17 protein-coding genes and 2 pseudogenes are annotated in these 23462 nt (G+C 73.3%); 3 read left to right on the top strand and 16 right to left on the bottom strand.

Annotated elements, in window-relative coordinates; genetic code table 11:
* Positions 1 to 11 precede the first annotated feature (11 nt).
* The 6 genes from topA to bldG form a co-directional block, all read right to left on the bottom strand.
* Positions 12 to 2912, bottom strand: a complete 2901-nt coding sequence (gene topA, locus OO57_RS06675; protein ID WP_033251356.1) for a type I DNA topoisomerase — start codon at positions 2910 to 2912, stop codon at positions 12 to 14.
* A gap of 358 nt (positions 2913 to 3270) precedes the next feature.
* A complete protein-coding gene (locus OO57_RS06670; RefSeq protein WP_033251355.1) occupies positions 3271 to 3825 on the bottom strand; it encodes a DUF3592 domain-containing protein in 555 nt (184 codons plus the stop codon).
* 347 nt (positions 3826 to 4172) lie between these two features.
* Positions 4173 to 5678: a DUF7059 domain-containing protein gene (locus OO57_RS06665; protein ID WP_051776746.1), complete on the bottom strand. Its 1506-nt coding sequence runs from the start codon at positions 5676 to 5678 to the stop codon at positions 4173 to 4175.
* Positions 5679 to 5919: 241 nt separating this feature from the next.
* Positions 5920 to 6630 (bottom strand): hypothetical protein, encoded by a 711-nt coding sequence (locus OO57_RS06660; protein ID WP_033251353.1) that lies wholly within the window; start codon positions 6628 to 6630, stop codon positions 5920 to 5922.
* 285 nt (positions 6631 to 6915) lie between these two features.
* Positions 6916 to 7335, bottom strand: coding sequence for an ATP-binding protein (locus OO57_RS06655; protein WP_033251352.1), 420 nt, complete (start codon positions 7333 to 7335; stop codon positions 6916 to 6918).
* A gap of 158 nt (positions 7336 to 7493) precedes the next feature.
* Positions 7494 to 7835: an anti-sigma factor antagonist BldG gene (bldG, locus tag OO57_RS06650; protein ID WP_014136695.1), complete on the bottom strand. Its 342-nt coding sequence runs from the start codon at positions 7833 to 7835 to the stop codon at positions 7494 to 7496.
* A 222-nt stretch (positions 7836 to 8057) separates the two neighbouring features.
* On the opposite strand from bldG, the gene OO57_RS06645 reads away from it, so the two are divergent.
* Positions 8058 to 10412 carry a DEAD/DEAH box helicase gene (locus OO57_RS06645; RefSeq protein WP_033251351.1) on the top strand — a complete coding sequence of 785 codons (2355 nt, stop codon included), beginning with the start codon at positions 8058 to 8060 and terminating at the stop codon, positions 10410 to 10412.
* A 249-nt stretch (positions 10413 to 10661) separates the two neighbouring features.
* Here the strand turns inward: OO57_RS06645 and OO57_RS40730 are convergent.
* The 6 genes and pseudogenes from OO57_RS40730 to OO57_RS45195 all read right to left on the bottom strand — a co-directional run.
* Positions 10662 to 11015: pseudogene (locus OO57_RS40730) on the bottom strand (Rv3654c family TadE-like protein); the annotation flags it as partial.
* Positions 11012 to 11350: a TadE family type IV pilus minor pilin gene (locus tag OO57_RS06640; protein WP_234337242.1), complete on the bottom strand. Its 339-nt coding sequence runs from the start codon at positions 11348 to 11350 to the stop codon at positions 11012 to 11014. The gene OO57_RS06640 and the pseudogene OO57_RS40730, both read right to left, overlap by 4 nt.
* Positions 11351 to 11393: 43 nt before the next feature.
* Entirely contained in the window at positions 11394 to 11645 is a 252-nt protein-coding gene (locus OO57_RS06635; protein WP_033251349.1) for a DUF4244 domain-containing protein, read from the bottom strand.
* Positions 11646 to 11783: 138 nt separating this feature from the next.
* Positions 11784 to 12632 carry a type II secretion system F family protein gene (locus OO57_RS47165; protein ID WP_051776740.1) on the bottom strand — a complete coding sequence of 283 codons (849 nt, stop codon included), beginning with the start codon at positions 12630 to 12632 and terminating at the stop codon, positions 11784 to 11786.
* Positions 12633 to 12712: 80 nt separating this feature from the next.
* Positions 12713 to 13792, bottom strand: coding sequence for a type II secretion system F family protein (locus tag OO57_RS40340; RefSeq protein ID WP_063737509.1), 1080 nt, complete (start codon positions 13790 to 13792; stop codon positions 12713 to 12715).
* Between the two features lie 94 nt (positions 13793 to 13886).
* On the bottom strand, positions 13887 to 14285 hold the full coding sequence (locus OO57_RS45195) for a hypothetical protein (RefSeq protein ID WP_033251348.1): 399 nt from the start codon (positions 14283 to 14285) through the stop codon (positions 13887 to 13889).
* A gap of 137 nt (positions 14286 to 14422) precedes the next feature.
* Between OO57_RS45195 and OO57_RS39165 the strand changes: the two genes are divergently transcribed.
* Positions 14423 to 15610, top strand: coding sequence for a DNA processing protein DprA (locus tag OO57_RS39165; protein WP_051776738.1), 1188 nt, complete (start codon positions 14423 to 14425; stop codon positions 15608 to 15610).
* The gene (locus OO57_RS06610) at positions 15607 to 16821 is read left to right on the top strand and encodes a hypothetical protein (protein ID WP_033251347.1); all 1215 of its coding nucleotides are present in this window, start codon (positions 15607 to 15609) and stop codon (positions 16819 to 16821) included. The genes OO57_RS39165 and OO57_RS06610 overlap by 4 nt, the downstream gene beginning before the upstream one ends.
* A gap of 52 nt (positions 16822 to 16873) precedes the next feature.
* Here OO57_RS06610 and OO57_RS06605 read toward each other — a convergent pair whose 3' ends face one another.
* From OO57_RS06605 to ssd, 4 genes and pseudogenes are all read right to left on the bottom strand, one after another.
* Positions 16874 to 19357: a site-specific integrase gene (locus OO57_RS06605; RefSeq protein ID WP_234337241.1), complete on the bottom strand. Its 2484-nt coding sequence runs from the start codon at positions 19355 to 19357 to the stop codon at positions 16874 to 16876.
* Positions 19354 to 20562 (bottom strand): tyrosine-type recombinase/integrase, encoded by a 1209-nt coding sequence (locus tag OO57_RS06600; protein ID WP_199811214.1) that lies wholly within the window; start codon positions 20560 to 20562, stop codon positions 19354 to 19356. Before OO57_RS06600 ends, OO57_RS06605 begins: the two co-directional genes overlap by 4 nt.
* 146 nt (positions 20563 to 20708) lie before the next feature.
* Positions 20709 to 21563: pseudogene (locus OO57_RS06595) on the bottom strand (TadA family conjugal transfer-associated ATPase); the annotation flags it as partial.
* A gap of 408 nt (positions 21564 to 21971) precedes the next feature.
* Positions 21972 to 23072, bottom strand: coding sequence for a septum site-determining protein Ssd (ssd, locus tag OO57_RS06590; protein WP_033251346.1), 1101 nt, complete (start codon positions 23070 to 23072; stop codon positions 21972 to 21974).
* Positions 23073 to 23462 lie beyond the last annotated feature (390 nt).

Here is a 23462-nt window from a genome sequence, read left to right as displayed (position 1 = left end):
CGGAGTGTCCGTCAACTCTCCTCGGAACCGCCGCCCGCGGCGCCGGTCTCCGGGGCCGCCGCGGCCTTGGCGGTGGTCTTCTTCGCCGCCGTCTCGGTGGCCGTCTTCTTGACCGCCGTGGTCTTCTTCGCGGCGGCCTTCTTGGCCGTGGTGGTCTTCTTGGCCGCCGTCTTGGTGGCCGCGGCCTTCTTCGCCGGGGCCTTCTTGGCGGTCTTCTTCACCGGCCCGCGGGCGCGCTTCTCGGCGAGCAGCTCGTAGGCCCGCTCGGGGGTGATGGTCTCGACCTCGTCGTCCTTGCGGAGCGTCGCGTTGGTCTCCCCGTCGGTGACGTACGGGCCGAACCGGCCGTCCTTGACCACCACGGGCCGCTCGCTGACCGGGTCGTTGCCGAGCTCCTTGAGCGGCGGCGCGGCGGCGGCCCGCCCGCGCGCCTTGGGCTGGGCGTAGATGGCCAGCGCCTCGTCCAGGGTGATGGACAGCAGCTGGTCCTCGCTGGTGAGCGAGCGCGAGTCGGTGCCGCGCTTGAGGTACGGGCCGTAGCGGCCGTTCTGCGCGGTGATCTCGTTGCCCTCGGCGTCGGCGCCGACGACCCGCGGCAGCGACAGCAGCTTCAGCGCGTCCTCCAGCGTGACGGTGTCCAGGTCCATCGACTTGAACAGCGACGCGGTGCGCGGCTTGACGGCGTTCTTGCCGGTCTTCGGCGTGCCCTCGGGCAGCACCTCGGTGACGTACGGGCCGTACCGGCCGGCCTTGGCGACCAGCGGGTTGCCGCTGACCGGGTCGGTGCCGAGCTCGCGCTCGCCGCTGGGCTTGGCGAACAGCTCCTCGGCGAGCCCGACGGTCAGCTCGTCCGGCGGCAGGTCCTCGGGGACGTCGGCGCGCTGGCCGGGCTCGCCCTCGACGGCGGCCGGGCGCTCCACGTACGGGCCGAAGCGGCCGACCCGGAGCACGATGCCGTCGCCGATCGGGAAGGAGCTGATCTCCCGGGCGTCGATCGCGCCGAGGTCGGTGACGAGCTCCTTGAGGCCGCCGAGGTGGTCGCCGTCGCCGTTGCCCGCGTCGGCGGCGCCGCCGACCGCGCCGCCGACCGCCGCACCGGCCTCGCCCACGCCGAAGTAGAAGCGCTTGAGCCACGGCACGGACTCGGCCTGGCCGGCCGCGATCCGGTCGAGGTCGTCCTCCATCTTCGCGGTGAAGTCGTAGTCGACCAGGCGGCCGAAGTGCTTCTCCAGCAGGTTGACCACCGCGAAGGACAAGAAGGACGGCACCAGGGCGGTGCCCTTCTTGAACACGTACTTGCGGTTGATGATCGTGTCGATGATCGAGGCGTAGGTGGACGGGCGGCCGATCTCCCGGTCCTCCAGCTCCTTGACCAGCGAGGCCTCGGTGTAGCGGGCCGGCGGCTTGGTGGCGTGGCCCTCGGGGGTGAGCTTCTCGGCGGCCAGCGGGTCGCCCTCGGCGACCTGCGGCAGGCGGCGCTCGCGGTCGTCCAGCTCGGCGTTCGGGTCGTCCGCGCCCTCGACGTAGGCCTTCAGGAAGCCGTGGAAGGTGATGATCTTGCCGGAGGCGGAGAACTCGGCGTCCCGCCCGTCGGCGGACCGGCCGCCGACCTTGACGGTCACCGACTGGCCGACCGCGTCCTTCATCTGGGAGGCGACGGTGCGCATCCAGATCAGCTCGTACAGCCGGAAGTCGTCGCCGCCCAGCCCGGTCTCGGCGGGCGTGCGGAAGCGGTCCCCGGACGGGCGGATCGCCTCGTGCGCCTCCTGCGCGTTCTTCACCTTGGAGGCGTAGGTGCGCGGCGCGGACGGCAGGTAGTCGGCCCCGTACAGCTGGGTGACCTGGACGCGGGCCGCGGTGACCGCGGTCTCCGACAGCGTGGTCGAGTCGGTGCGCATGTAGGTGATGAAGCCGTTCTCGTACAGCTTCTGCGCCACCTGCATGGTCCGCTTCGCGCCGAAGCCCAGCTTGCGGCTGGCCTCCTGCTGCAGCGTGGTGGTGCGGAACGGCGCGTACGGGGAGCGGCGGTACGGCTTGGACTCGACGCTGCGGACGCTGAACGAGGTCTGCTGCAGCCCGGCGGCCAGCGCGCGGGCGGCCTGCTCGTCCAGGTGCAGGGTGGTCGCGGCGCTCTTCAGGCGGCCGTCCGGGCCGAAGTCGCGGCCGGTGGCGACCCGCTTGCCGTCGACCGAGACCAGGCGGGCCCCGAAGGACTCCGGGTTCGCCGCGTCGGCGGAGGTGCGGCCGGTGCCGAAGGTGCCGAAGGTGCCGACCAGGTCCCAGTACGAGGCCGAGGTGAAGGCGATCCGCTCGCGCTCGCGCTCGACCACCAGGCGGGTGGCCACCGACTGGACGCGGCCCGCCGAGAGCTTCGGCATGACCTTCTTCCACAGCACCGGGGAGACCTCGTAGCCGTAGAGGCGGTCCAGGATGCGGCGGGTCTCCTGCGCGTCGACCAGGCGCTTGTTCAGGTGCCGCGGGTTGCGCACGGCCTCCTGGATCGCGTCCTTGGTGATCTCGTGGAAGACCATCCGGTGCACCGGCACCTTGGGCTTGAGCACTTCCTGCAGGTGCCACGCGATGGCCTCGCCCTCGCGGTCCTCATCGGTGGCGAGGAAGAGCTCGTCGGACTCCTTCAGCAGCGACTTCAACTTGGTGACCTGGGACTTCTTGTCCGGGTTCACCACGTAGATCGGAGCGAAGTCGTGGTCCACGTCGACGCCGAGGCGGCGCACCTCGCCGGTGTACTCGTCCGGGACCTCGGCGGCCGTGCCGGGCAGGTCGCGGATGTGACCGACACTGGCCTCGACGATGTAGCCGGGCCCGAGGTAGCCCTTGATCGTCTTGGCCTTGGCCGGCGACTCGACGATGACGAGTCGCTTGCCGTGCGCGGTCTCGCTGCTCGGGGACACCTTCGCTCTTCTCTCCCGGTCGTTTACCAAAGCTCCTGGGCTGCCGCAGCAGCTCCTGGGCTGCCGCAGCGCGACGGACCCACCAGCGGAGTGTGACCGTACCCCGGCCACCCTTGTCAAACGGACGGAACCTGCTTTTTCACCGGCAAGGCCGACCGACGCCACTCGAACGGTAACCCGATGGCAGGCCCCGGGGCATGTCTTTCCCCGGCACCACGCCCGTCACCGGGTCCCGTCCGGGCCGCCGCCGAACGGCCGGAACCCGACCCCGGGGCCGACGGACGCCCCCGCTCCGCAGAACCGGAGGAGCGCGTTCCGCGACCGGCCGACGCGCTCCGCGACCCCGGCCGGGGCCGCCTCAGCGCAGCGCCACGGCCAGCAGCGTCAGGCCTCCGGCCAGCGCGGACGTGGCGAGCAGCACCCAGAACAGGTCAGCGGGCAGCGAGGGCAGGTCCTCGTGCGCGGCCAGCACCACCCGGTCCGGCCGGCGCGGGTCGTAGGCGACCTGCACGGCCGCGCCCGGCGCCAACCCGGCCGGCCGCCGCAGCGGCGTGCCGCCCCGCGGCCGGGCCGACACCGACCGGTACGGCTCGGCCGACTCTCCCGGCCCGCCCGCCCCGGCGACCGGATGCAGTTCGTGGACGATCCCGCGGACGGTCCCGCGGGCCGCCCCGGGGCCGACGCCCGCGGCGCCGCCGGTGCGGGCGTCCGGCACCCCCACCGGGTAGGACAGCAGCGGGCTGCTGTCCATCGCGGCGCCCCGGTCCGGATCGGCCACCACCTGCGCGGTGGCGGGCACGCCGCGTCGGCGCAGGTGGTGGCGAAGGCGCAGTTCCACGGCGCACCACAGCAGCAGCGCGCTCCCGAAGACCGTCAGGACCGCCCCGCCCACCAGCGTCGTCGGCGTCTCCACCCCGGTCCTCCCCCGCGCTTCCACAGCCTGTGGACAGCACCCTGGCACCCGGTGGAAAACCGACGGCGGACACCCGGATTACGCCCGGCCACGCGCGGGGAACGACGAGGTGAACACGCCGCCGACGGCGGCCGACCGCCCTGCCCAACGAGACCGGGCCGCGCAGGTCACCGCCCGCGCGCGGCGGCGGCCCCGCACGGTGATCAACGTCACCGCGGCCGGGCGCGGCCGGGCGTGTCCCGGCGCGTCCCGGCGCGTCCCGGCGCGTCCCGGCGCGTCCCGGCGTCTCCTGGTGCGACGGTCGGGAGCGGACGGGAGCGGACGGGAGTAGGCGGGAGCGGGCGGGATCAGCGCACCGGTTCGACGAAGCCCTGCTCGGTGAGCAGCCGCAGCGACTCGGGCACCCGCTCGCGCAGCTGCGCCGCGTCCTCGCCGAGCAGTTGGGCGATCGCGTCGACGATCTCCCCGGCGGCGAGGGTGCCGTCGCAGACGCCGACGAAGCCCGCACCGACCGTGTCGACCTTGGTGGCCCGGCGCATGCCCCGGTTGTGCCGGAGGACCACGTGCTCCGGGTCCTCCGAGCCGGGGTCGCCGATCTGCTCCTGGACCACCTCGTCGGCGAGCAGGTAGCGGGCGGCGAGCAGCCCGGCGTCGTCGTGGGCGCGCAGGAAGTCCTGCCGGGCGAACCACTCCTCGATGTGCGGGCCGAGCGGCTGCTCGACGGGGTGCGGCCACTCCTCGATCCGCACCACGGGCTCGGCCGCGCCGGAGGCCCGCAGGGTGATCCAGCCGAAGCCGATGCCCTCGACGCCCGCCGCCTCGAAGCCGTCCAGCCACTCCTCGTAGCGGGCGGCGTACTCCTCGCCGCGGTGGTCGCCGCCGTCGCGCAGCCACAGCTCGGCGTACTGCGCGACGTCCTGCACCTCGCGCTGCACCACCCAGGCGTCCAGGCCGGTGCCGGCCACCCACCCGGCCAGCCGGTCGTGCCAGTCCTCGCCCTTGACGTGCTGCCAGTTCGCCAGCAGCTGGCAGTAGCCGCCGGGGGCCAGGTGGGCGGCCGCGCCGCGGACCACGCTGCGGCACAGCTCGTCGCCGGCCATCCCGCCGTCCCGGTAGGTGAACCGGCCCGCCGGGGAGATCACGAACGGCGGGTTGGAGACGATCAGGTCGAAGCGACGGTCGCCGACCGGCTCGTACAGGCTGCCCTCGGCGGTCTCCACCTGGTCGAAGCCGGAGAGCGCGGCGGTCAGCCGGGTGAAGTGCAGGGCGCGCGGGTTGAGGTCGGTGGCGGTGACCCGCTGGGCGTGCCGGGCCGCGTGCAGGGCCTGCACGCCGGAGCCGGAGCCCAGGTCCAGCACCTCGCGCACCGGTCGGCGCACCGTCAGGTTGGCCAGCGTGGTGGACGCCCCGCCCACCCCGAGCACCAGGTCGCGCCGCTCGACCCCGGCGGCCGTCCGGCCCGAGCCGATCCCGCCCGCCCCGCCGACCGCGCAGCCCAGGTCGGACACCACCCAGGCGTCGGCGCTGGGCAGCCCGGCCACCTCGTCGGCGTACGGCCGCACGTCCACGGTGGCGCGCAGCCCGTCCCCGTCGGCCGCCAGCCAGCCGTCGGCCAGCAGGCCGTCCAGCAGTCCGCCGCCCGGCAGCGCGGCGGCCGCCGCGGCCGCGGACACCGGCCGCTGCAGCAGGAACAGCCGCACCAGGGTCTCCAGCGGCGAGGCGCCGCGGGTCGCCCGCAGCGCGGGAACGGCCTCGCTCCGGGCCAGCGCCGCGTACGCGGTCGGGCCGAGCAGGTCCAGCAGTCCGTCGGCGGTGAAGGAGGCGCTCAGCAGCGCTTCGCGGAACTCCGCCATCCGGCCGGAATCAAGAACGGGGCTGTTCGTCACCCCGCCATTCTCCCCCGTCCGGCACCCCACCCGCCCCGCCGGACGGGTGGCGACTGGCCCCGCCCCGCCGGACGGGTGGCGACTGCCCTGACGGGGAGTCAACCCGGGCGGCCGGCCCTGCGCACCGGCGCTGCGCACCGGCTCCGAGTGTGGGTCTCGGACCCCGACGCCGGGCGCCGACGCCGGGTACCGGCCTCGGAGCGGAGCCTCAGCTCTTGACGGGCGAGGGCGGACCGGACTGCGCGGCGTCCCCGGACGGGGCGCCGGAGGCCGCCGGGTCGGCCGGAGAGGCGCCGTCGCCGGGGGTCGCGGCGCCGGGCGCGCCGGAGGACGGCTCGGCGGAGGCCGGATCCGTGGAGGCCGTGCCCGTCCCCGCGGCACCGGCCTTGCAGCCGGGCTGCTTCTTCATCGCGTCGCCGAGGTCGCCGCTCTGCAGGGTGGCCAGCGCGGAGGTGGACACCTGGGAGAGCTGCTGCACCTGGTCGCCGACGCTGTGCAGCCCGTCCGCGAACTTGGCCTGGTCGGTGCTGGCCAGCCCGTCGAGCTTCTTCTGCGCGTCCAGGTAGCCCTGCGCGACCTGCTTCAGCTCGTTGACGGCGTCCTGCTGGACCTTCGCCCCGTCGTCGATCTTCGGCGCACCGGCCTTCTGCACCGCGTCGGCCAACTGCTGGTTGGTGGTGGCGAGCGAGGCCAGGTCGGCGGAGAGCCGCTTCTGCAGGTCGGCGGGGGACTCGCCCTCCTTGACGTCCGCGGTGTCCGCGAGGGCCGCCCGGGACTGCGCGACCGGGTCCTTGGCCGCGTCGCAGACGCTCTTCGCCCAGCCGTCGAGTTTCGCCGCCGAATCGTCGGCGGAGCAGCCGACCGCAGCGAGCGCGAGCAGCGCGCCGAGCGCGGGGACGGTCACCAGTCGCTTCTTCACCGGGGCCCTTTCGGTCACTGACACCCGGCTCCGGGCATCGCCAGCGAACCTACACGCCCGCCCGCCCCCGCCCGCCGGGCAGGCCGCAGCACGGCACGACGGAACCCGGCCCCGGCCCCGGCCGCGCAGCAGCAATCGAAGCCGGTGACCGGGCCCGGTGGCGAGAAGCGGTGGCCGGAGGCGGTGCAGCGGTCCGAACGGCCCGAGGGCTCGGGGACTCGACGGCTCAGCCGCCCGCGGCAAGACCGCCCAGCATGTCCGGCGCGTCCGACGGGTCCGACGGATTCAGACCGCGACGGAGATCGGGGTGACCGGCCAGCTCATCCGGATCACGCCGCCGTCGGAGCCGTTGCCGACCTCGACGTCCTCGACCAGGCCGGTGATCACCGCGAGGCCGAGCGCGTCCTCGTCCTCCGGGTCACCGCCGTTCGCGGCGGCACCGGCGGCGTGCGCCGGTCCGGCCTCGTCGGCGACCTCGATGAGGAACCGCTTCTCCTGCTCGGTGAGCGCCACCCGGACCGCGCCGTCCACGCCGTTGCGCTGGTGCAGTGCCACGGCGCGCGAGCAGGCCTCGCCGACGGCGAGGCGCAACTCGTCGAGCACCGACTCGTCCACCCCGGCCCGTCTGGCCACCGCGGCGGCCACCAGCCGGGCGGTGCGCACGTGCTCGGGAAGCGCGCTGAATCGAAGTTCGACGGTTGCCATGTCTCCCCTCCGGGGTTGCTCCCCGCCGCCGGACGCACCGGCCCGCGCGACGGGAGCGGGGACACCGACCACGCCGGCCGGGCAGGGCACTGGGCCCGGCCGACCGGCGACGGTCGATCGAGGTGATTCGGTTGGAACGGCCGATCGACGACGAGTCGTCAGTCGGTCGCGGCGACGGCCTCGTCCACCGAGTTGTGGATCGGGAACACCTTGGTCAGACCGGTGATCCGGAAAATCTTGAGGATGCGCTCCTGGTTGCACACCAGGCGCAGCGAACCCTCGTGCGCACGCACCCGCTTCAGGCCGCCGACCAGCACACCGAGACCGGTGGAGTCGAGGAAGTCGACGCCCTCCATGTCCACGACCAAGTGGTAGTTGCCGTCGTTGACGAGCTCGACAAGCTGCTCGCGCAACTTGGGGGCGGTGTACACATCGATCTCGCCGCCAACCTCGACGACCGTGCGATCGCCGACAGTACGGGTCGACAGGGACAGGTCCACGGAACCTCCAGCACCTTGCCTTGCTACGTCATTGCGATCTTCAACCCGGCGGCTGCCACCGCAGGGTCGCAGGGCCGGGGCGCGGCAAACCGGCAGGTCGGAGCCTCAGCGTTGCGGCCCTCGGCCATGCGGCCGTCACGGGCTTCATTCAACCACCTGCGACCACGGGCGCACGATGGTTAACAGCGATTCTCCGTCACGCCGGTGACACACTGGGTCTTCATGCCGCCCCGTCACCACCAGCCCGAGGCCCTGCTCGCGACCCTTTCCACCGAGCGCGGCAGGTCGGACCGCCTCACCCATACGGAGCACCTGCCCGCCCGCGGGGCCCGGTATGCGCCTTGGCCGGAAGGAATCCGCCAGGAGGTGGTCGCCGCTGCCTCCGGACTGGGCGTGGTGCTGCCCTGGGCTCACCAGGCGGAGGCGATGGACCTGGCCGCCGCCGGGCGGACCACGGTGATCGCCACCGGCACCGCCTCGGGCAAGTCGCTGGGCTACCTGGCCCCGCTGCTGAGCGACCTGCTGACCGGCACCGAGGCCCGCAACGGCCGCGGCGCGACCGCCCTGTACCTGGCCCCGACCAAGGCGCTGGCCGCCGACCAGCGGCGGCGCGCCGCCGAACTCGTCCCCGACCGCGTCCGGGTCGCGCTGTACGACGGCGACACCCCGCCGCAGGAGCGCGAGTGGGTCCGCCAGTACGCGTCCTACGTGCTGACCAACCCGGACATGCTGCACCGCGGGATACTCCCGGCCCACCCGCGCTGGTCCTCCTTCCTGAAGGCGCTGCGGTACGTCGTGGTCGACGAGTGCCACACCTACCGCGGCGTGTTCGGCTCGCACGTCGCCCAGGTGCTGCGCCGGCTGCGGCGGTTGTGCGCCCGCTACGGCTCGGAGCCGACCTTCCTGCTGGCCTCGGCGACCACCGCCGAACCGGCCGTCACCGCCGAACGGCTCACCGGCCTGCCCGCCACCGCCGTGACCGAGGACTGCTCGCCGCGCGGCCCGATGGTGTTCGCGCTCTGGGAGCCGCCGCTGACCGAGAACACCGGCGAGCACGGCGCGCCCGTCCGCCGCAGCGCCACCGCCGAGGCGGGGTACCTGCTCACCGACCTGGTGCACGGCGGCACCCGGACGGTGGCCTTCGTCCGCTCCCGGCGGGCCGCCGAACTGGTCGCCCTGCAGGCCCAGGAGCAGCTCGGCCAGCCGCTCGCCGCCCGGGTCGCCGCCTACCGCGGCGGCTACCTGGCCGAGGAGCGCCGGGCCCTGGAACGCGACCTGCACACCGGCCGACTGCTCGGCCTCGCCTCCACCTCCGCCCTCGAACTCGGCGTGGACGTCTCCGGCCTGGACGCCGTCCTGCTGGCCGGCTACCCCGGCACCCGGGCCTCGCTGTGGCAGCAGGCCGGGCGGGCCGGACGGGAGGGCCAGGGCGCGCTGGCGGTGCTGATCGCCCGGGACGACCCGCTGGACACCTACCTGGTCCACCACCCCGAGGCGCTGTTCGCCACCCCGGTGGAGGCCACCGTCCTCGATCCGGACAACCCGCACGTGCTCGCCCCGCACCTGTGCGCCGCCGCGGCCGAACTCCCGCTCACCGAGGCCGACCTGGAGCTGTTCGGCCCGTCCACCGCACCGCTGCTGCCGGTGCTGGAACGGCGCGGCCTGCTGCGGCGGCGCTCGGACGGGTCCTGGTACTGGACCCGCCGCGAGCGCGCCGCCGACGGCGTCGACCTGCGCGGCAGCGGCGGCAGCCCCGTACAGGTCGTCGAGGCCGACACCGGGCGGCTGCTCGGCACCGTGGACGCCGACGCCGCGCACACCACCGTGCACACCGGCGCCGTCCACCTGCACCAGGGACGCACCTACCTGGTCCGCGAGTTCGACCTGGAGTCCTCGGTCGCCCTGGTCTCCCCCGCCAACCCGCCGTACACCACCTCCGCCCGGGACGTCACCTCCATCGCGGTCCTGTCCACCGACACCACCGAGGAGTGGGGCGAGGCCCGGCTCAGCTTCGGCTCGGTGGAGGTCACCAACCAGGTCGTCGGCTACCTCCGCAAGCGGATCTCCACCGGCGAGGTCCTCGGCGAGAGCAAGCTCGACCTGCCGCCCCGCACGCTGCGCACCCGGGCCGTCTGGTGGTCCGTCACCGAGGACCAGCTCCTCGACGCACTCGTCCCGTTCGACCAGCTCCCCGGCGCCGCCCACGCCGCCGAGCACGCCTCCATCGGCCTCCTCCCGCTGTTCGCCACCTGCGACCGCTGGGACATCGGCGGCGTCTCCGTCCCGCTGCACCCCGACACCGGGCTGCCCACCGTCTTCGTGTACGACGGCCACTCCGGCGGCGCGGGCTTCGCCGAACGCGGCTTCCGGCGCGCCGTCGAGTGGCTGACCGCGACCCGGGACGCCATCGCCGCCTGCGAGTGCGAGCGCGGCTGCCCGTCCTGCGTCCAGTCCCCGAAGTGCGGCAACGGCAACGAACCGCTCGACAAGGCCACCGCGATCCGCCTCCTCACCACCCTCCTCGCCGGAGCACCGACCCCGCCCGCCGCCGAGGAGGCCGCGGCCGACAGCAACTGACCCGGCCCGGCCCGTGCCCGCCCCGCGCCCGGGCACTTCCCGTCCGTCGGGCCCACCGAGCCGGTCGGGCCCACCGGGCCTGTCGGGTCCGCCGAGCCTGTCGGGCCCACCGGTGGACGCGGCCCCGCTCAACTCCCCGCTCAACTCCCCACCCAGTTCTCCTCCCAGCTCTCCGCCCCAGGCCCGGACCGGGCCCGCCCGGGCGCGGGCCAGGGCCGGGGCCAGCGGCACCGGGACGCCGCGGACCGGCGCCCGGACCACCACCTCCACCGCGTCCTGCCCGGGGAGCACCCGGCAGGAGACCAGCTCGGTCCCTTCCTGAGCCTTCGTCAACTCCACGGCCCTCCCGCAGCCGCCGTCCTCGTCGAGCAGCAACCGGTCCGCGGCGGCCAGGGCCGCGAGGTCGGCCGCCGACTCGGCCCGGTGGCGGGCGGTCACCACCGACCCCAGCATCAGGCAGGCCGAGAAGGCCACCACCCCGAGCGCCCCCAGGGCCACCAGCCACACCGTCGCCGACCCGCGGTCACCCGCCGCCCCCGGCGACACCCCGCGCCCCCGCGCCCTCGTCCGCACGGGCCCACCTCCTCCGGTCGTCCACGTCATCCGTCACCCACCGGCACGTCCTCCCGGGCACCCACCGCCGTGGCCGTGAGCCGGACCGAGAGCAGGGCGGCCAGCCGCCCCGGGCCCGGGCAGGGGGCCTCCACGGTGGCCCGGACGGTGGTGGTGTCCAGGTCGATGGCGACCTTCGCGCCGCGCGGCGCCGCGGCGGTGGCCCGGGCCAGCGCGTCGGTGTCGCCGCGGGCGGCGGCCCGGGCCCCGATCCGGGCCGCGTCCACGCAGCGGATCTGGGCTCCGGCCGCCACCACGCCCCAGGTCAGCATCGCCGCCAGCAGTACCAGGGCGGGCAGCCCGACCGCGGTCTCGGCCGTGACCATCCCGCTGTCCGCCGCGCCCCGGCCGCCGCCCGCGGGCCTCCGGTCAGACCGCATGCAGGGCCCGGTCGAGCATCTCGGACAGCGCCCCGGAGACCGTGTCGCTGGTCACCACCTTGTAGAGCACGGCCGCGAAGGCACAGGCCGCCACGGTGCCGATCGCGTACTCGGCCGTGCTCATCCCCGCGTCCGGCGGACCGGCCGCCGCCCTCCGGTAACGGTGCCGGAGCCAGCCACCGAGCCTGCGGGCGGCGAGCAGTACGGCGATCGGCCGGGCGGTCCGTACGAGCTTCTTCATGAGGAACCCCTTCTGGGAGAACGGACTTGAACGGATGTGGGTCGGCGTGGACCGTTGCGGACTGGCGTGGATCGATATGGACCGACGCAGGTGCAACTGGTCGGCCCCGGACGGGCCCGGCGCACGGACGGCGGAGCCTCACAGGCGTTGGGAGAAGGCCGCGGTCAGCCCCGTGACCACCGGCACCACGCCGATCAGCACGAAGGCGGGCAGGAAGCAGAGCCCGAGCGGTGCGGTCGCCAGCACACCCGCCCGGCGGACCCTCGCGTGCGCCGAACGGGCAGCGGCCGCCCGTTGGGACTGGGCCAGCCCGGCCAGGGCCGCAGCCGGCGGGGTGCCGCTGAGGCTGGTGCGGGCCAGGCAGCGGGCGAGCGGGGCCAGCGGCGGGCACTCCTCGGCCAGTTGCCCCCAGCAGTGCTCCGGCCCCGCGCCGAGGGCGAGCCGGGCGGCTGCTCCGGCGAGGCGCTCCCGCATCGGGGACGGCACGCTGTCCGCCACCGCGGCAGCCGCCTCGGCCGGAGAGCCGTTCGACTCCAGGCAGACCGCCAACAGCTCGGCGGTCAGCGGGAGCTGACGGACCAACCGGTCGTGCTCCGCGGCCCGCCGCCGCTCGCCCGGCGACCGCACCCGGGGCAACAGCCGCCAGGCCGCCGAACCGGCCAGCACCCCGGCCACCACCCCCGCCCCGCCGCCGACCAGCACCCCGACCGACACGCCCAGCAGCACCGCCCGCGGCCGGTCGCCCGCCAGCCGTCCGAACCACCGCCGTACGGTGGCCCCCGCCCGCCCGCGCCACCCGTCACGCCCCGCGGAGACCGACACCGCGGAGACCGACGCCCGGGAGGCCGACACCGCCGGAACGCACTGCTCGACCCGGCGGCGTGCCGCCCGTCGGCGCAGCCCCACCAGCACCTCCCCGGTCAGCCCGGCCACCGCCACCGGCGCCAGGACCGCCATCGTCTGCACCTCGTCTCCCTCGTTCGCCACTCGTCGGCACCGGCCCTGCTCGGCCGCGCCCGCTGGATCGCCACGTACCTGCACCACCCCTCGCCGCTGCCCGGCTCCGCTCACCCCCACCGGCCCGCCCACCCCTCCGCCGTCCCCGGCAGGGCCCCGGCCGGGAGCGCCCCGCGCCGCCGGGAGATCCCGCAGCGGGCGGCGGAGGGCCCGGCCGACCGGGGGCGGGCCGGGGCGTCTTCGGCGGCCCGGACGATCCGGGCCGTCCAGACGATCCCGGCCGCCTCCAGCACGGCCCCGGACAGCAGGCCGAGCAGCCCCGCGGGTGTGTGCAGCAGGACGTGGACGGGGTGCGCCCCGAGGGCCGCGCCCAGGCCGAGGCCGACGGCGGGCAGCGCCGCGAGCACCGCCACCGTGGTGCGCGGACCCGCGAGTTCACCCGCGATCTCCTCCGCGAGGGCCTGCTCGGCCCGCAGTGCGTCGGCGACCTGTTCCAGCCCGGCGGCCAGGCCGGTTCCGCTCTCGGTGCTGACCTGCCAGCAGGCCGCCATCGCCGCCGCGCCCGCTCCGCCCGGCAGTTCGGCCACCAGGCGGAGCGCCGCGGGCAGGTCCGCCCCGTAGCGGCCCGCCGCCAGCCGGGCCGCGGGTTCGGCACCGAGGCGGCGGCCCCAGTCGGGGGCGGCACGGCTGAGGACCGCGTGCATGGCCTGCCCCGGGGTGGCGCCGCTGCGCAGTTCGCCGACCAGGCCCGCGCACAGGTCGATCACCGCCGAGGCCCGCCGCCGCGCCGCCCGGGCCGCGCACCGCCCCGCCCGCCAGCGCCGGAGCGGGACCACTCCGCAGGCCGCCCCGAGCAGCGGGAGCACCGAGGAGGTGCCGTACCCGGCCGCCGCCCCGAACGGGAGCAGCACCAGTTCCGGCACCAGCCACACCGGTCGCCGACGCCGCCACAGCGCCCGCGCCCGGCCGAACCGGCCACCCGCCCCGGCTCGGCCCCGCTGCCCGTGCAGCACCCGCCGCGCCCGACCGCCGCCGCGCGCCCGGCGGCCCACCCCCAGCAGCCAGCCCGCCCCGCACAGCCCGCCGACCACCCCGGCGGCGACCCCCAGCAAGGTCGCCGCACCCGCCGCACCGTACGGGCCGAACGCTCCTGCGGGCACCCAGGAGTCCGTCATGACCGCCACCACCATCACGGCCTCCTGACCGCGGAACGCAGCAGGTGCCACGCCACCGCCCCGATCACGCACAGTGCGAGCACCCAGGCACACTCCAGTCGGCCCACCGTCATGTCGTCTCCTCAGCGGTCTCGGTGACATCCGTTCCGGGTTCCTCCGGCGCCCCGGGCGCCCCGGCTACTCCGTCCGCCCCGTCCGACCCGTCTGACCCGACGGCGTCCGGGCGCGGCGGCAGGTCGACGCCGCGTTCGGCGCACAGCTCCCGCAGCCGGGCCCAGCCGGGGCCCGGGTGGGCCCGGCCGTCGCGCTCGAAGTGGACGGCGGCAGCGGTGGAGGTCAGGCCCTCGGGGCCGCCGACGAGCAGGTGGAGCCCGGTGACCCGGCGGCGGCCGTCGGCGCGGTCCCGGCCGAGGTGGACGACCGCGTCGAGGCCTGCCCGGAGCTGGCTGTGCAGGGAGTGCCGGTCGAGGCCCGCGAGCGAGCCGAGCGCCTCCAGCCGGGCGGGCACGTCGGCCGCGGTGTTGGCGTGGACGGTGCCTTCTCTGAACTAAGCACGGAGGCTGGTTGTCCGACCGCTTACCGCCCACAGCCGCTGTCTGGCGGACAGGCACGTCGCTGGTAGTGGTACGCCGGTAGGGTGTCTGCATGGAGCAAGCGGCCGCGGGCGAGCAGCCCATCTCCGGCGAGGCCAGCGAACAGGAGGCCCTACCTGGTCTGCTCCTGCCTGCAGTACCGCCGCGGCCAAGCATGCTCGAGGCGCCGGTGGCAACGCAGGTGCCTTTCGAAGTGGCACTGCTTGCGCTGGGGTCTGTCCGAGGGATGGGGACCAAGGCTCTACGGTCGATCGTGCGGGATTTCGGAGAGCGGCTGGGCGTGCTGTTCGAGCTGGAGCCTGAGGTGCTGCGCGATGCGTTGGCACGGAGCCGAGTTCCCACTAACGCCGCACAGGAGGTGGCCAACAGCGGGGCTCGGCTTGTTGAAGATGCCGCAGCAGCGGCTGATCGCTTGGCGATCAGGGGCGTCCGCGTCGTGGGCCCGGCGCACGTGCCGAAGAGGCTGGCCAGTCTGCCGGACGGACCACTGTGGCTGTTCGTCGAGGGTGACCCAGACGCCTTGGCTGCTGGCCCGCACGTAGCAGTCGTCGGCACACGTAAAGCCAGTGCTGAGGGCGTGCGGGCGACGGAGGCTGCCGTGCGGACCATGGCTGCCTATCCCATGACCCTAGTGTCGGGCCTTGCCAACGGAATCGACGCGGCTGCCCACGACGCCGCCTTGCGCGACGGCGTACGCAACGTCGCGTTCCTCGGCCATGGCACCGACCTGGTTTTCCCTGCTGAAACAGCCCACCTGCGCGCCATGATCGTTCACTCGGGCGGGTGTGTGGCCAGCGAGTACCTGCCCGGTGAGCGCTACCGTAAGGCGCAGTTCGTGCAGCGCAACCGACTCCAGGCGGGTCTGGCCGATCTGGTCGTCGCGGCCGAAGGTGAGTACACCGGCGGTACCGCGCACACAGTGCGATTTGCCACCTCCTACAAGCGGCCGCTGATTGGATTCACCTGGCCGGGCGCGGGAGACCTGACCCGAGCGGTTGCCGAGCAGCCCACGGGGCAGCTGCTCGATATCTTCGACCCAGCTGGCCGCCGCGCGTTCGACGCCCGCTGCCGTGCCCTGGCCAATGCTTACGGTCACTCGGCGTTCGGCCTGCAGTTGGTCGAACGACAACTGCAGCGCGAGGCCCAGCTGCGACAGCTCACCCCCGAGGACTTCAAGCGACTGCGGGCACGTATCGATCAGCTCGAGCAGAGGGGTGCCACATGGCCGTCCGAGCAGTGATCTTCGACTACAAGACCCTGACCGACCTGGGCCACCAGGCGGCGATCGACGCGCGTGAGCTGGTGCACGGACTAGGGACCCGAGGCATCGACTGGGTGCTGTTCAGCACCGACCCGCTTACCGAGCACCAGCGCGGTGAGATGACGGGCTACCCAGAGCCGGCCGCGCACATCCGCCACGCGGATGTCCCCTCTGGTAAGCGTCGCGGCTCTCCCGACTGGATCGACGTCGTTACCGACAAGCTCGATATTGCCCGCAACGAACTGTTGTACGTCGGACAGAGCAACCTTGATTGGCGCACGGCGATCAACTCGGGCGTCCTGTATGTCCATGCCCTGTGGTCGGCTCGCATACCCGGCGGTGTCACCGCGCTGGCCGCGGAAAATCCTGGCGATATCGCCGAAATCCTCGATGACTACCTGAGCGATGCCCCAATCTGGTCTCACCAATTGGACCAAGCGTCCTGGTCACTGCGCTCCCTGCTTCCGGCTTCCGCAGTACTGCCGTCCACCCGCCCGAAAAGCCAGTTCGACCTGAAGGACGTGTTCACGTACGACAGGCGGATCGAAGTCGGCAGCGAGGAAGCGCGGGACCTCCTGATGTTTACTGTCCTGGCTTCCGCCTATCTTGAGGGTCTCATTCCAGCCAATCCTTATATCTGCGTCTACCCCAGCAGCAAGGTAGGTGTGGTCAGCGAGCGACTGGCTACCTACCTGGACAAGGCAACCCGGTTGTTCCATGGCTACTACCGCGAGGACCTGCTGGTGCGCGGTACCGCCGCAATGGACACCAGCCGGGAGCGGGCCGCAGCTCGCCGGGCGGGCCGGATGGCGAACGTGTCGATCGCCACCCAGGCCACGACTGTGCACATTGGCGCCAAGTACAAGGGGAAGCTGGCAGGCAAAACAGTGGTCGTGTTCGATGACTTCACCACTCATGGCCAGTCGTTGGAGTGGGCCCGGATCCTGCTGGAGGCCGCGGGTGTTAACAGGGTCGTGATGCTGACAGTGGGTAAGTACGGCTCCAGGCACACACGCTACGAATTGAACGCGCCGGGAAAGCTAGACCCATACACCCTTAACTCACTTACCCCAGCCGACTTCCGCGAGGTCATTCTGTCACCGCAACACGACGGGACCGCTGAAGAGCGGACCCGGAAAATCCTCCAGGCGGCCATCGACCGCTCCCGGCAGCAGCAACCCAGTTCCTGATCGCTCTGTCCGTGAAAAACCTCGGCGTTCTTCCGGAGCAACGCTGTTTCCATTAAGGAGTGGAGGTGTTCACGGCGGCAGAGTCGGGGAACGAGGGCATGCCCAGATGGATGGCCTGCTGCTTTCGGTCTGCCTCCGCGTCGAGTTGGGCGAGTTTCTGGGTGGCGCCAGCGAGGTGGATCTCCAGGCCCTCGACATCGCCGAGCCAGCCTTCGCGCTTGGCCTCCTCGATCCGTGCGATGAGGTTGTCGTGGATCTCGGCCAGGCGGGAGCGCTGGGCGGGGTCGGGGCGGAGCATGGAGCATCGGATGCAGGCGTGTTCGTGGATGCAGTCGGTCCCAAACGCTCGGCCGCAGGTCCCGATGGAGAGCTTGCGGCGTTCGAAGTGGCCCAGGAAGGCGTCCCATTCCTCGCTGGTCGGCGTACGGTATTCCTCGCTCGGCCGCAGTGACCGGCGGCGGGCGATGAACGCGCGGTGGGCTTCGATCGCCTCTTGCGGGTAGATCGCCTTGTAGCTGACCGTGGTGTTGATGTTGCCGTGCCCGCAGATGATTTGGGCGATGTGCGGAGGGAGTCCGCTCATGATCGCGTCGGTCACGAAGATCCTGCGGAAGTCGTGCGGCTGGTACTGCAGCGGCTGACCGGTGTTGTCCGTGAGCCCGGTCAGGGTGAGCAGGTGGTTGAGGAAGCGCCTGATCACGGCGGCGGCGATGGGCTGGTGGTGTCCCCCGTCGGGTGCCTGGAACAGGGCCGGCATGGGCGGGGTCCACTGCTTCTCGGCCTGGTCGTAGAGCTCGACCAGAGGGATCACTCCGCTGAGGCCGCGGACGCGGAAGACGACCGCGCTGAGCACGTCGGCGAGCTCCGGACTGACCAGGAGGACGCGTTCCTCGTCCGTCTTCGAAGGGGCGATCTGGAGGAGCGGCACCACCTCGCCGGTGGTGGGCAGGGTGTATTGGACCAGGCTGTGGTGGGTGACTTCGAGCATCTCCTCGATGCGGACCCCGGTGTGGCGCAGGAACTCGACCGCGACCCAGCTCCAGAAGCCTCGGTGCTCTTCCCAGCCGAGGTCACGCCGTCGCCCTTCGGCGTCGAAGACCCAGGTGCTTTCGAGCTGGCTCCTGGAGCCCTTCCGCCGGCTGGCGGCCCGTCTGAAGGTCTCTCCGAAGACGGTGAAGATTTCACCCGCCGGGACGGCCCTCATGGCGTCCAGGCGGTCTCTGGCGGCCTTGCGGGCCTCGTCGGCGGCCCGGACGAGGATGGGCAGAACGGGCAGCCGGGCGCGGGTCCGTTCATCCTTGCGGGCCTTCTGCTGGCGGACGAGCTTCTTGTAGTTGATCTCCGAGTCGCTGATGGGGCAGGGAGCGGCCCATCGGCTCCACTGGGCAGGGTCGTCGACGGCCCACTGGGCGATGTCCAGGTAGAACGCGCGGACGGAGGTGATCAACGGGATGTAGCTGACGCGCGGGCTCTCGACCTCGATCACGCGGCCGTCGGGCTGTCGTTCCCGACGGCGCTTGACGCGGATCCGGTCCTTCCAGGCCGCGGCGATCTGCGGGGGGAGGCGGAGGTTGTCGATGCCGGGGTGGTGCCTCTCCAGGTTCGCCCAGAAGTGGCAGGCCAGGACGCGAGACAGGTCGTCGAGGGAGGTGTGGTCCAGGGATGGCTGCCGCTCCATGAGGTAGGCGACGAGGAGGTCCCGGACCGGCCGGCACTGGATCTGGTAGCGGTCGACCATGTCGGCCGGGCTGAGCTGTCCGACGCGCCTGGAGTGGTAGCGCAGGCTCGCCGGGGCGTCGGGCGGGAAGATGTCCAGGCTGCGGAGCCAGCGGTAAAACAGGGCTCCGGTCGAAAAGGTGAAGGTGCTCTGGATCTCGCGGGTCTCGATGCAGTCGCCGACCGTGATGTCTCGGATGGTGCCGCCCTTGGCGGCGAGGAGCCGGGCGATCTGGCCTCGGGCCTCCAGGCCTGGGCTCGACGACCAGACCTCCGGTCCGGCGAGGGCTTCGAGTTCGGCGAAGCCCTCCGGGTCCCGCTGGTCCGCCATGATCTCCCGGAAGTGGCGCGACTGGCGGTGCAGCAGCCAGTCAAGTCCGGGCCGGACGACGTCCAGGGCGTAGAGGGTGAGCGCTCCGGCTGCCAGCGCGCTGCGGGCCCGGTCTCTCACGCCTGGTTGGTCCCGGGTCCACTGGCTGGCGGCATCGAGCCACTCGTAGCCGGCGGCCTGCGGGGCCGGGGACGCGTCCCAGCGCTGCTGCCAGTTGCTCCCGGGGAAGGCCTCCAGCCACTGGAGGAGAGCGTCGGCGCCGTGGCGGCGGGTCCAGCAGCGCTGGTGGCCCTGGGTGCCTTTGGCTGGCACTCGGATCTGGTCGACGATGCCCGTGCGGGACAGCTCTGTCGCCTGCCAGCCGGGCGGGTTGGTGCGTGCCGGGAACTGGGCGAGCTTGGCCTGCAGGGCGCGTCGGGCGACCGAGAGGTCCAACTCTCCTGGGGTGACGGCCACTTCGCGAGCGGCATCCGCCGCAGTCGTCGTCACTGCGGGCCTCCAAACAGGATGTTCATCGACTGGGGGTTGTAGCCGGGGCTGGGCGGGGCCGGCAGCGGGTTCTCCCGACGTTGCTCTTGGCGGGCGTGGTGGGCGAGAAGGTTCGCGATCATCTCGTCCTCGCTGGCAGGCAGGTAAATCTGCGTGGTGGACAACAGGCTGTGACCAAGGACCCACTGAACGTCCGTCAGCGGCAGATCCTTGTCGCGCGCCATGCGGTAGGACGCCGTGTGCCGGAGGTCGTGGAGGGTCCAGTTGGCCCCCAGGAGTTTGTTGGCCCGGATGAACATCGCTCGGGCGGCCGTGTACTGCAGCGGGCGCCAGGGCCGCCGCAGCGTCCACCACAGCGGCTGGCCCGGACCCCTGGGGACGCCGTCGCGGCGAAGCTCCTCCTGGTAGAGACGGAGCCAGACGAAGGCGTCCGGCGATGCAGGAAGCCGCTGGTAGTCGCGGCTTCCCTTCCGGATCACGCCGACGAGCTGTTCACCCGGCGAAGCGTCCTTCTGCCGGCTGGTGAGGAGTTCCTCGGAACGGGCTCCGGTCGAAACCCAGAAGGCCAGGAGGGCCCGGTCCCGGTTGTACTTGAGCTTGACGAAGAGCTCGTTGAACAGCTCGTCCGGAATCCGCTTGGGCTTCTGCTTGGGGATGCTCGGGCGGTAGCGGCCCCGCTTCTCGTTCCGGAACGGCTCCATCGGGTTGTGGTGGGCGTTCGAGCGGGCGGTCTGGTGCTGGCGCCGGCGGTCTTGGGGGAACGGGTTCAGGATCGGGCCGGTGCCCTCATCGCGGTGGAAGTCGTAGTAGGTCCGCAGCACGGTCTCGCTGTGCGCGATGGTCCTCGGCGCGTACTTCCTGCCCGGCGTGGGCTTTCCGGTGACCGCGTTCGGGGTGCCCGGGAGCGGGCGCTTCGGCGACTTGACCGGCGCTTCGGCGAGCCCTCGGCGCTCGTATCGCCAGTGCAACTTCTTTGGCTTGTCTACGACTTGGAACCACCGGGTGAAGTCGCGGGCTTCCGCTCGCGTGGCCTTGTTCCAGGAGATCCCGAGAGCCCACAGGAAGCGGTACCACCGCAACAGGTCCATGCCGTAGGACCGGATCGTCGTCGCCGGTTTGCAGCAGGCCATGAGCTCGGCGAAGAACAGGGCGACCTCGACGACCACCGCCCCGGCCGGGTCGACCAGTTGGTACGGCTCGCTCATCAGGCCCGTCTCCCGCAACTCTCCCGCCAAGGGGATAACCAGCCTCAGGGGATCACGGACGGCCCCTTCTTCATCTCTCATGCCCCGCGTAACGGCGAAGCAGCCATTAGGTCACTGACCTGCGAGAACATCGAAGTTAGTTCAGTCAACGTGCCGCAACCGCCCTCGTGGCCGGTGTTCAGGGCCGCCAGCAGGTCGACCACCTCGGCGCCGCGGACCTCGCCGACCACCAGCCGGTCCGGCCGCATCCGCAGCGCCTGCCGGACCAGGTCGCGCAGGGTCAGTTCGCCCAGCGACTCCTGGTTGGGCGGGCGGGACTGCAGCCGGACCACGTGCGGGTGGTCCGGACGCAGTTCCGCGGAGTCCTCGGCGAGCACGATGCGCTCGTTGCCGGGGACGAGGCCGAGCAGGGCGGCGAGCAGGGTGGTCTTGCCGGTGCCGGTGCCGCCGGAGACCAGCAGCGAGAGCCGGGCCCGCAGGACGGCGGCGAGCAGGTCCGCCCCGGCCGGGGGCAGTGACCCGGCGGCGACCAGTTCGGCGAGGGTGAAGGGCCGGTTGCGGCTGGTGCGCAGCGAGATGTGGGTGCAGTCGGCGGCGATCGGCGGGAGGACGGCGTGCAGCCGGGTGCCGTCGGGAAGCCTGGCGTCGACCCAGGGCCGGGCGTCGTCGAGGCGGCGCCCGGCCGCGGTGGCCAGCCGTTGGGCGAGCCGCCGGACGGCGTCGGCGTTCGGGAAGCGCACCTGGTGGACGCGCTCCAGGCCGTGGCCGCGGTCGACCCAGATCCGGTCGGGGCCGTTGACCAGGACGTCGGTGACGCCGTCCTCGGCCAGCAGCGGGTCGAGCGGGCCCGCGCCGACGATCTCGGCGCGCAGGCTGCGCACCGCGGTCAGCACGTCGGCCCCGCCGAGCGGGGGCCCGGCGGCGCGCAGGGCGGCGGCGACCGACCCGGCGGTGGGCGGCGCCCCGACCTCGGCGAGCCGGATCCGGACGGCGTCCACCAGTTCGGCGGCCTCCTCCGGGCTCGGCCCGGCGGCGGGGCCGGTGGGCGGCCCCTCGTCCGCCGGGGCGGCGGGCGGCTGCAGGTAGCGCACCGGAGGGACCTGCCGGGGCTCGGGGACGGGCAGCCCGTCCCCGACCGGCCGGGCGGCCCCCGCGGGCCCTGAGGGGGCGCTGGAGAGGCTCCGGCGGCGCGGTACGGCGACCCGCCGGTGGGTGCGGGCGATCGGTCGCCGAAGGGCCCGCTGCTCGCCCTGGTGGCCGTCCGTGCCGCGGAGGTCGCCGTGGGGGTCGCCGTGGGGGTCGGTGCGGGGCTCGGCGTGGACGGCGGCGCGGGAATCGATGTGGGAATCGGTGTGGGCGTCGACGGTGTGGGCGTCGACGGTGCGCAAGCGGTTGGTCATGGTCGCTCCTCAGGCCGCCGCGACGGGCGGCATCGCTTCGGTCAGGAATCGCCCGCAGAACCGGGCGAGCGGCCCGCGCTCCCGCAGGCCGGGCGGAGCGCCGCGTTCGACGTCCAGGGCGAGGCCGGGCTCGGGGGCGAGCTCTCCGGCGAGCCGCAGGCGCAGGCCGCGGGCGACGTCGGCGGCGGTGAGCCCGGACGGGCCGGGGGTGCGGACGACGGCCCGCAGGTCGGCGAGCCGCATCCGGACGGCCGCGGCGACCCGGTCGGCGGCCGCCAGGGCGCGCAGTTCGGCGGGCACCACGAGCAGCCCGGTGTCGGTCTGTTCGAGGGCCTGGGCGGCCGCCGCGTCGAGTTGTCTGGGCAGGTCGAGGACGACCAGCCCGCCGCGTCTGCGGGCGGCCGCCAGGACGCTGCGCATGGCTTCGGCGGGGATGGCCAGGGTGTCCGACCTGTCCCAGGACAGGGCGCTGAGCCGGTGCGGCTCTGGCAGCGCCCCGGCCAGTTCGGCCCCGCTGATCCGGCCGCGGGAGGCGGCCAGGTCGGGCCAGCGCAGCCCGTCGGCCTGTTCGGCGCCGAGCAGGACGTCGAGCCCGCCGCCGAGCGGGTCGCCGTCGATCAGCATGGTGCGGTGCCCGGCCCGGGCGGCGCAGACCGCGAGGGCGCAGGCCAGCGTGGAGGCCCCGGCGCCGCCGCGCCCGCCGAGCACGGCGACGGTGAGCGCGGGCGGGCCGACGCCCTCGGTGGCGTCGGCGATGCGGTCGAGCAGCCAGGGCTGTGCGTCGGGCAGGAAGAGCACGTGCTCGGCGCCGAGCCGGACGGCCCGGACCCAGATCTCCCCGTCGTCGAGGTCGAGGCCGAGCAGCAGGACGCCGGGCCGCCGGGCCAGGCCGGCGCACTGCTCGGCGAGGTCGTCGCCGACCAGGACCAGCGGGGCGTCCTCCCAGAGCCGGGCGGGCGGCGGGGCGCCGCTGAGCAGCCGGGGTTCGGCCCCGGCGGCGGCGCACAGGCGGATGAGCTGCTCGGCGAGCGCGTCGTCGGCGGTGAGGATCAGCGGCCCGGGCGGGGGTTCGGGAGCGGTGGCGTGCGGATCGGTGACGGAGGCGGACAAGGCGGTCCTCCCGTGGTGCGGGGACGGTCTGACGGCGCGTCGCCCGCGGTGCCCCGGACGGGGCCCTGCGGGGTGGCGCGGACACCACGGTGAAGGACGGCGGGGAATGCGTCAGTCGACTTCCGATTGCCTGTGGATAACTCGCCCCTGTGGATAACCGAGGTCACTCGGACGGGGGCTAAAGCGACTTGGAATTGACGCATCGGGTATACCGATATGACACTCACACCACTACGCAGAGTGACAAAAACTTGGCGTGCGAAGAACCCTCGACAACGGCTCCCGAGCCGCTGGAGCACCCCCTGCAACCACTGGCACCACCACTCCCTGGAAGCTCAACTACCAAGGAAAACGGGCCCGGACATGCGACGACCCCCGCCGGGGGGGGAG

This window comes from Kitasatospora phosalacinea (assembly GCF_000717185.1).
Taxonomy (GTDB): Bacteria; Actinomycetota; Actinomycetes; order Streptomycetales; family Streptomycetaceae; genus Kitasatospora; species Kitasatospora phosalacinea_A.
Note: the sequence above shows the minus strand (reverse complement) of the source record. Positions and strands in the feature narration are given on the sequence as shown.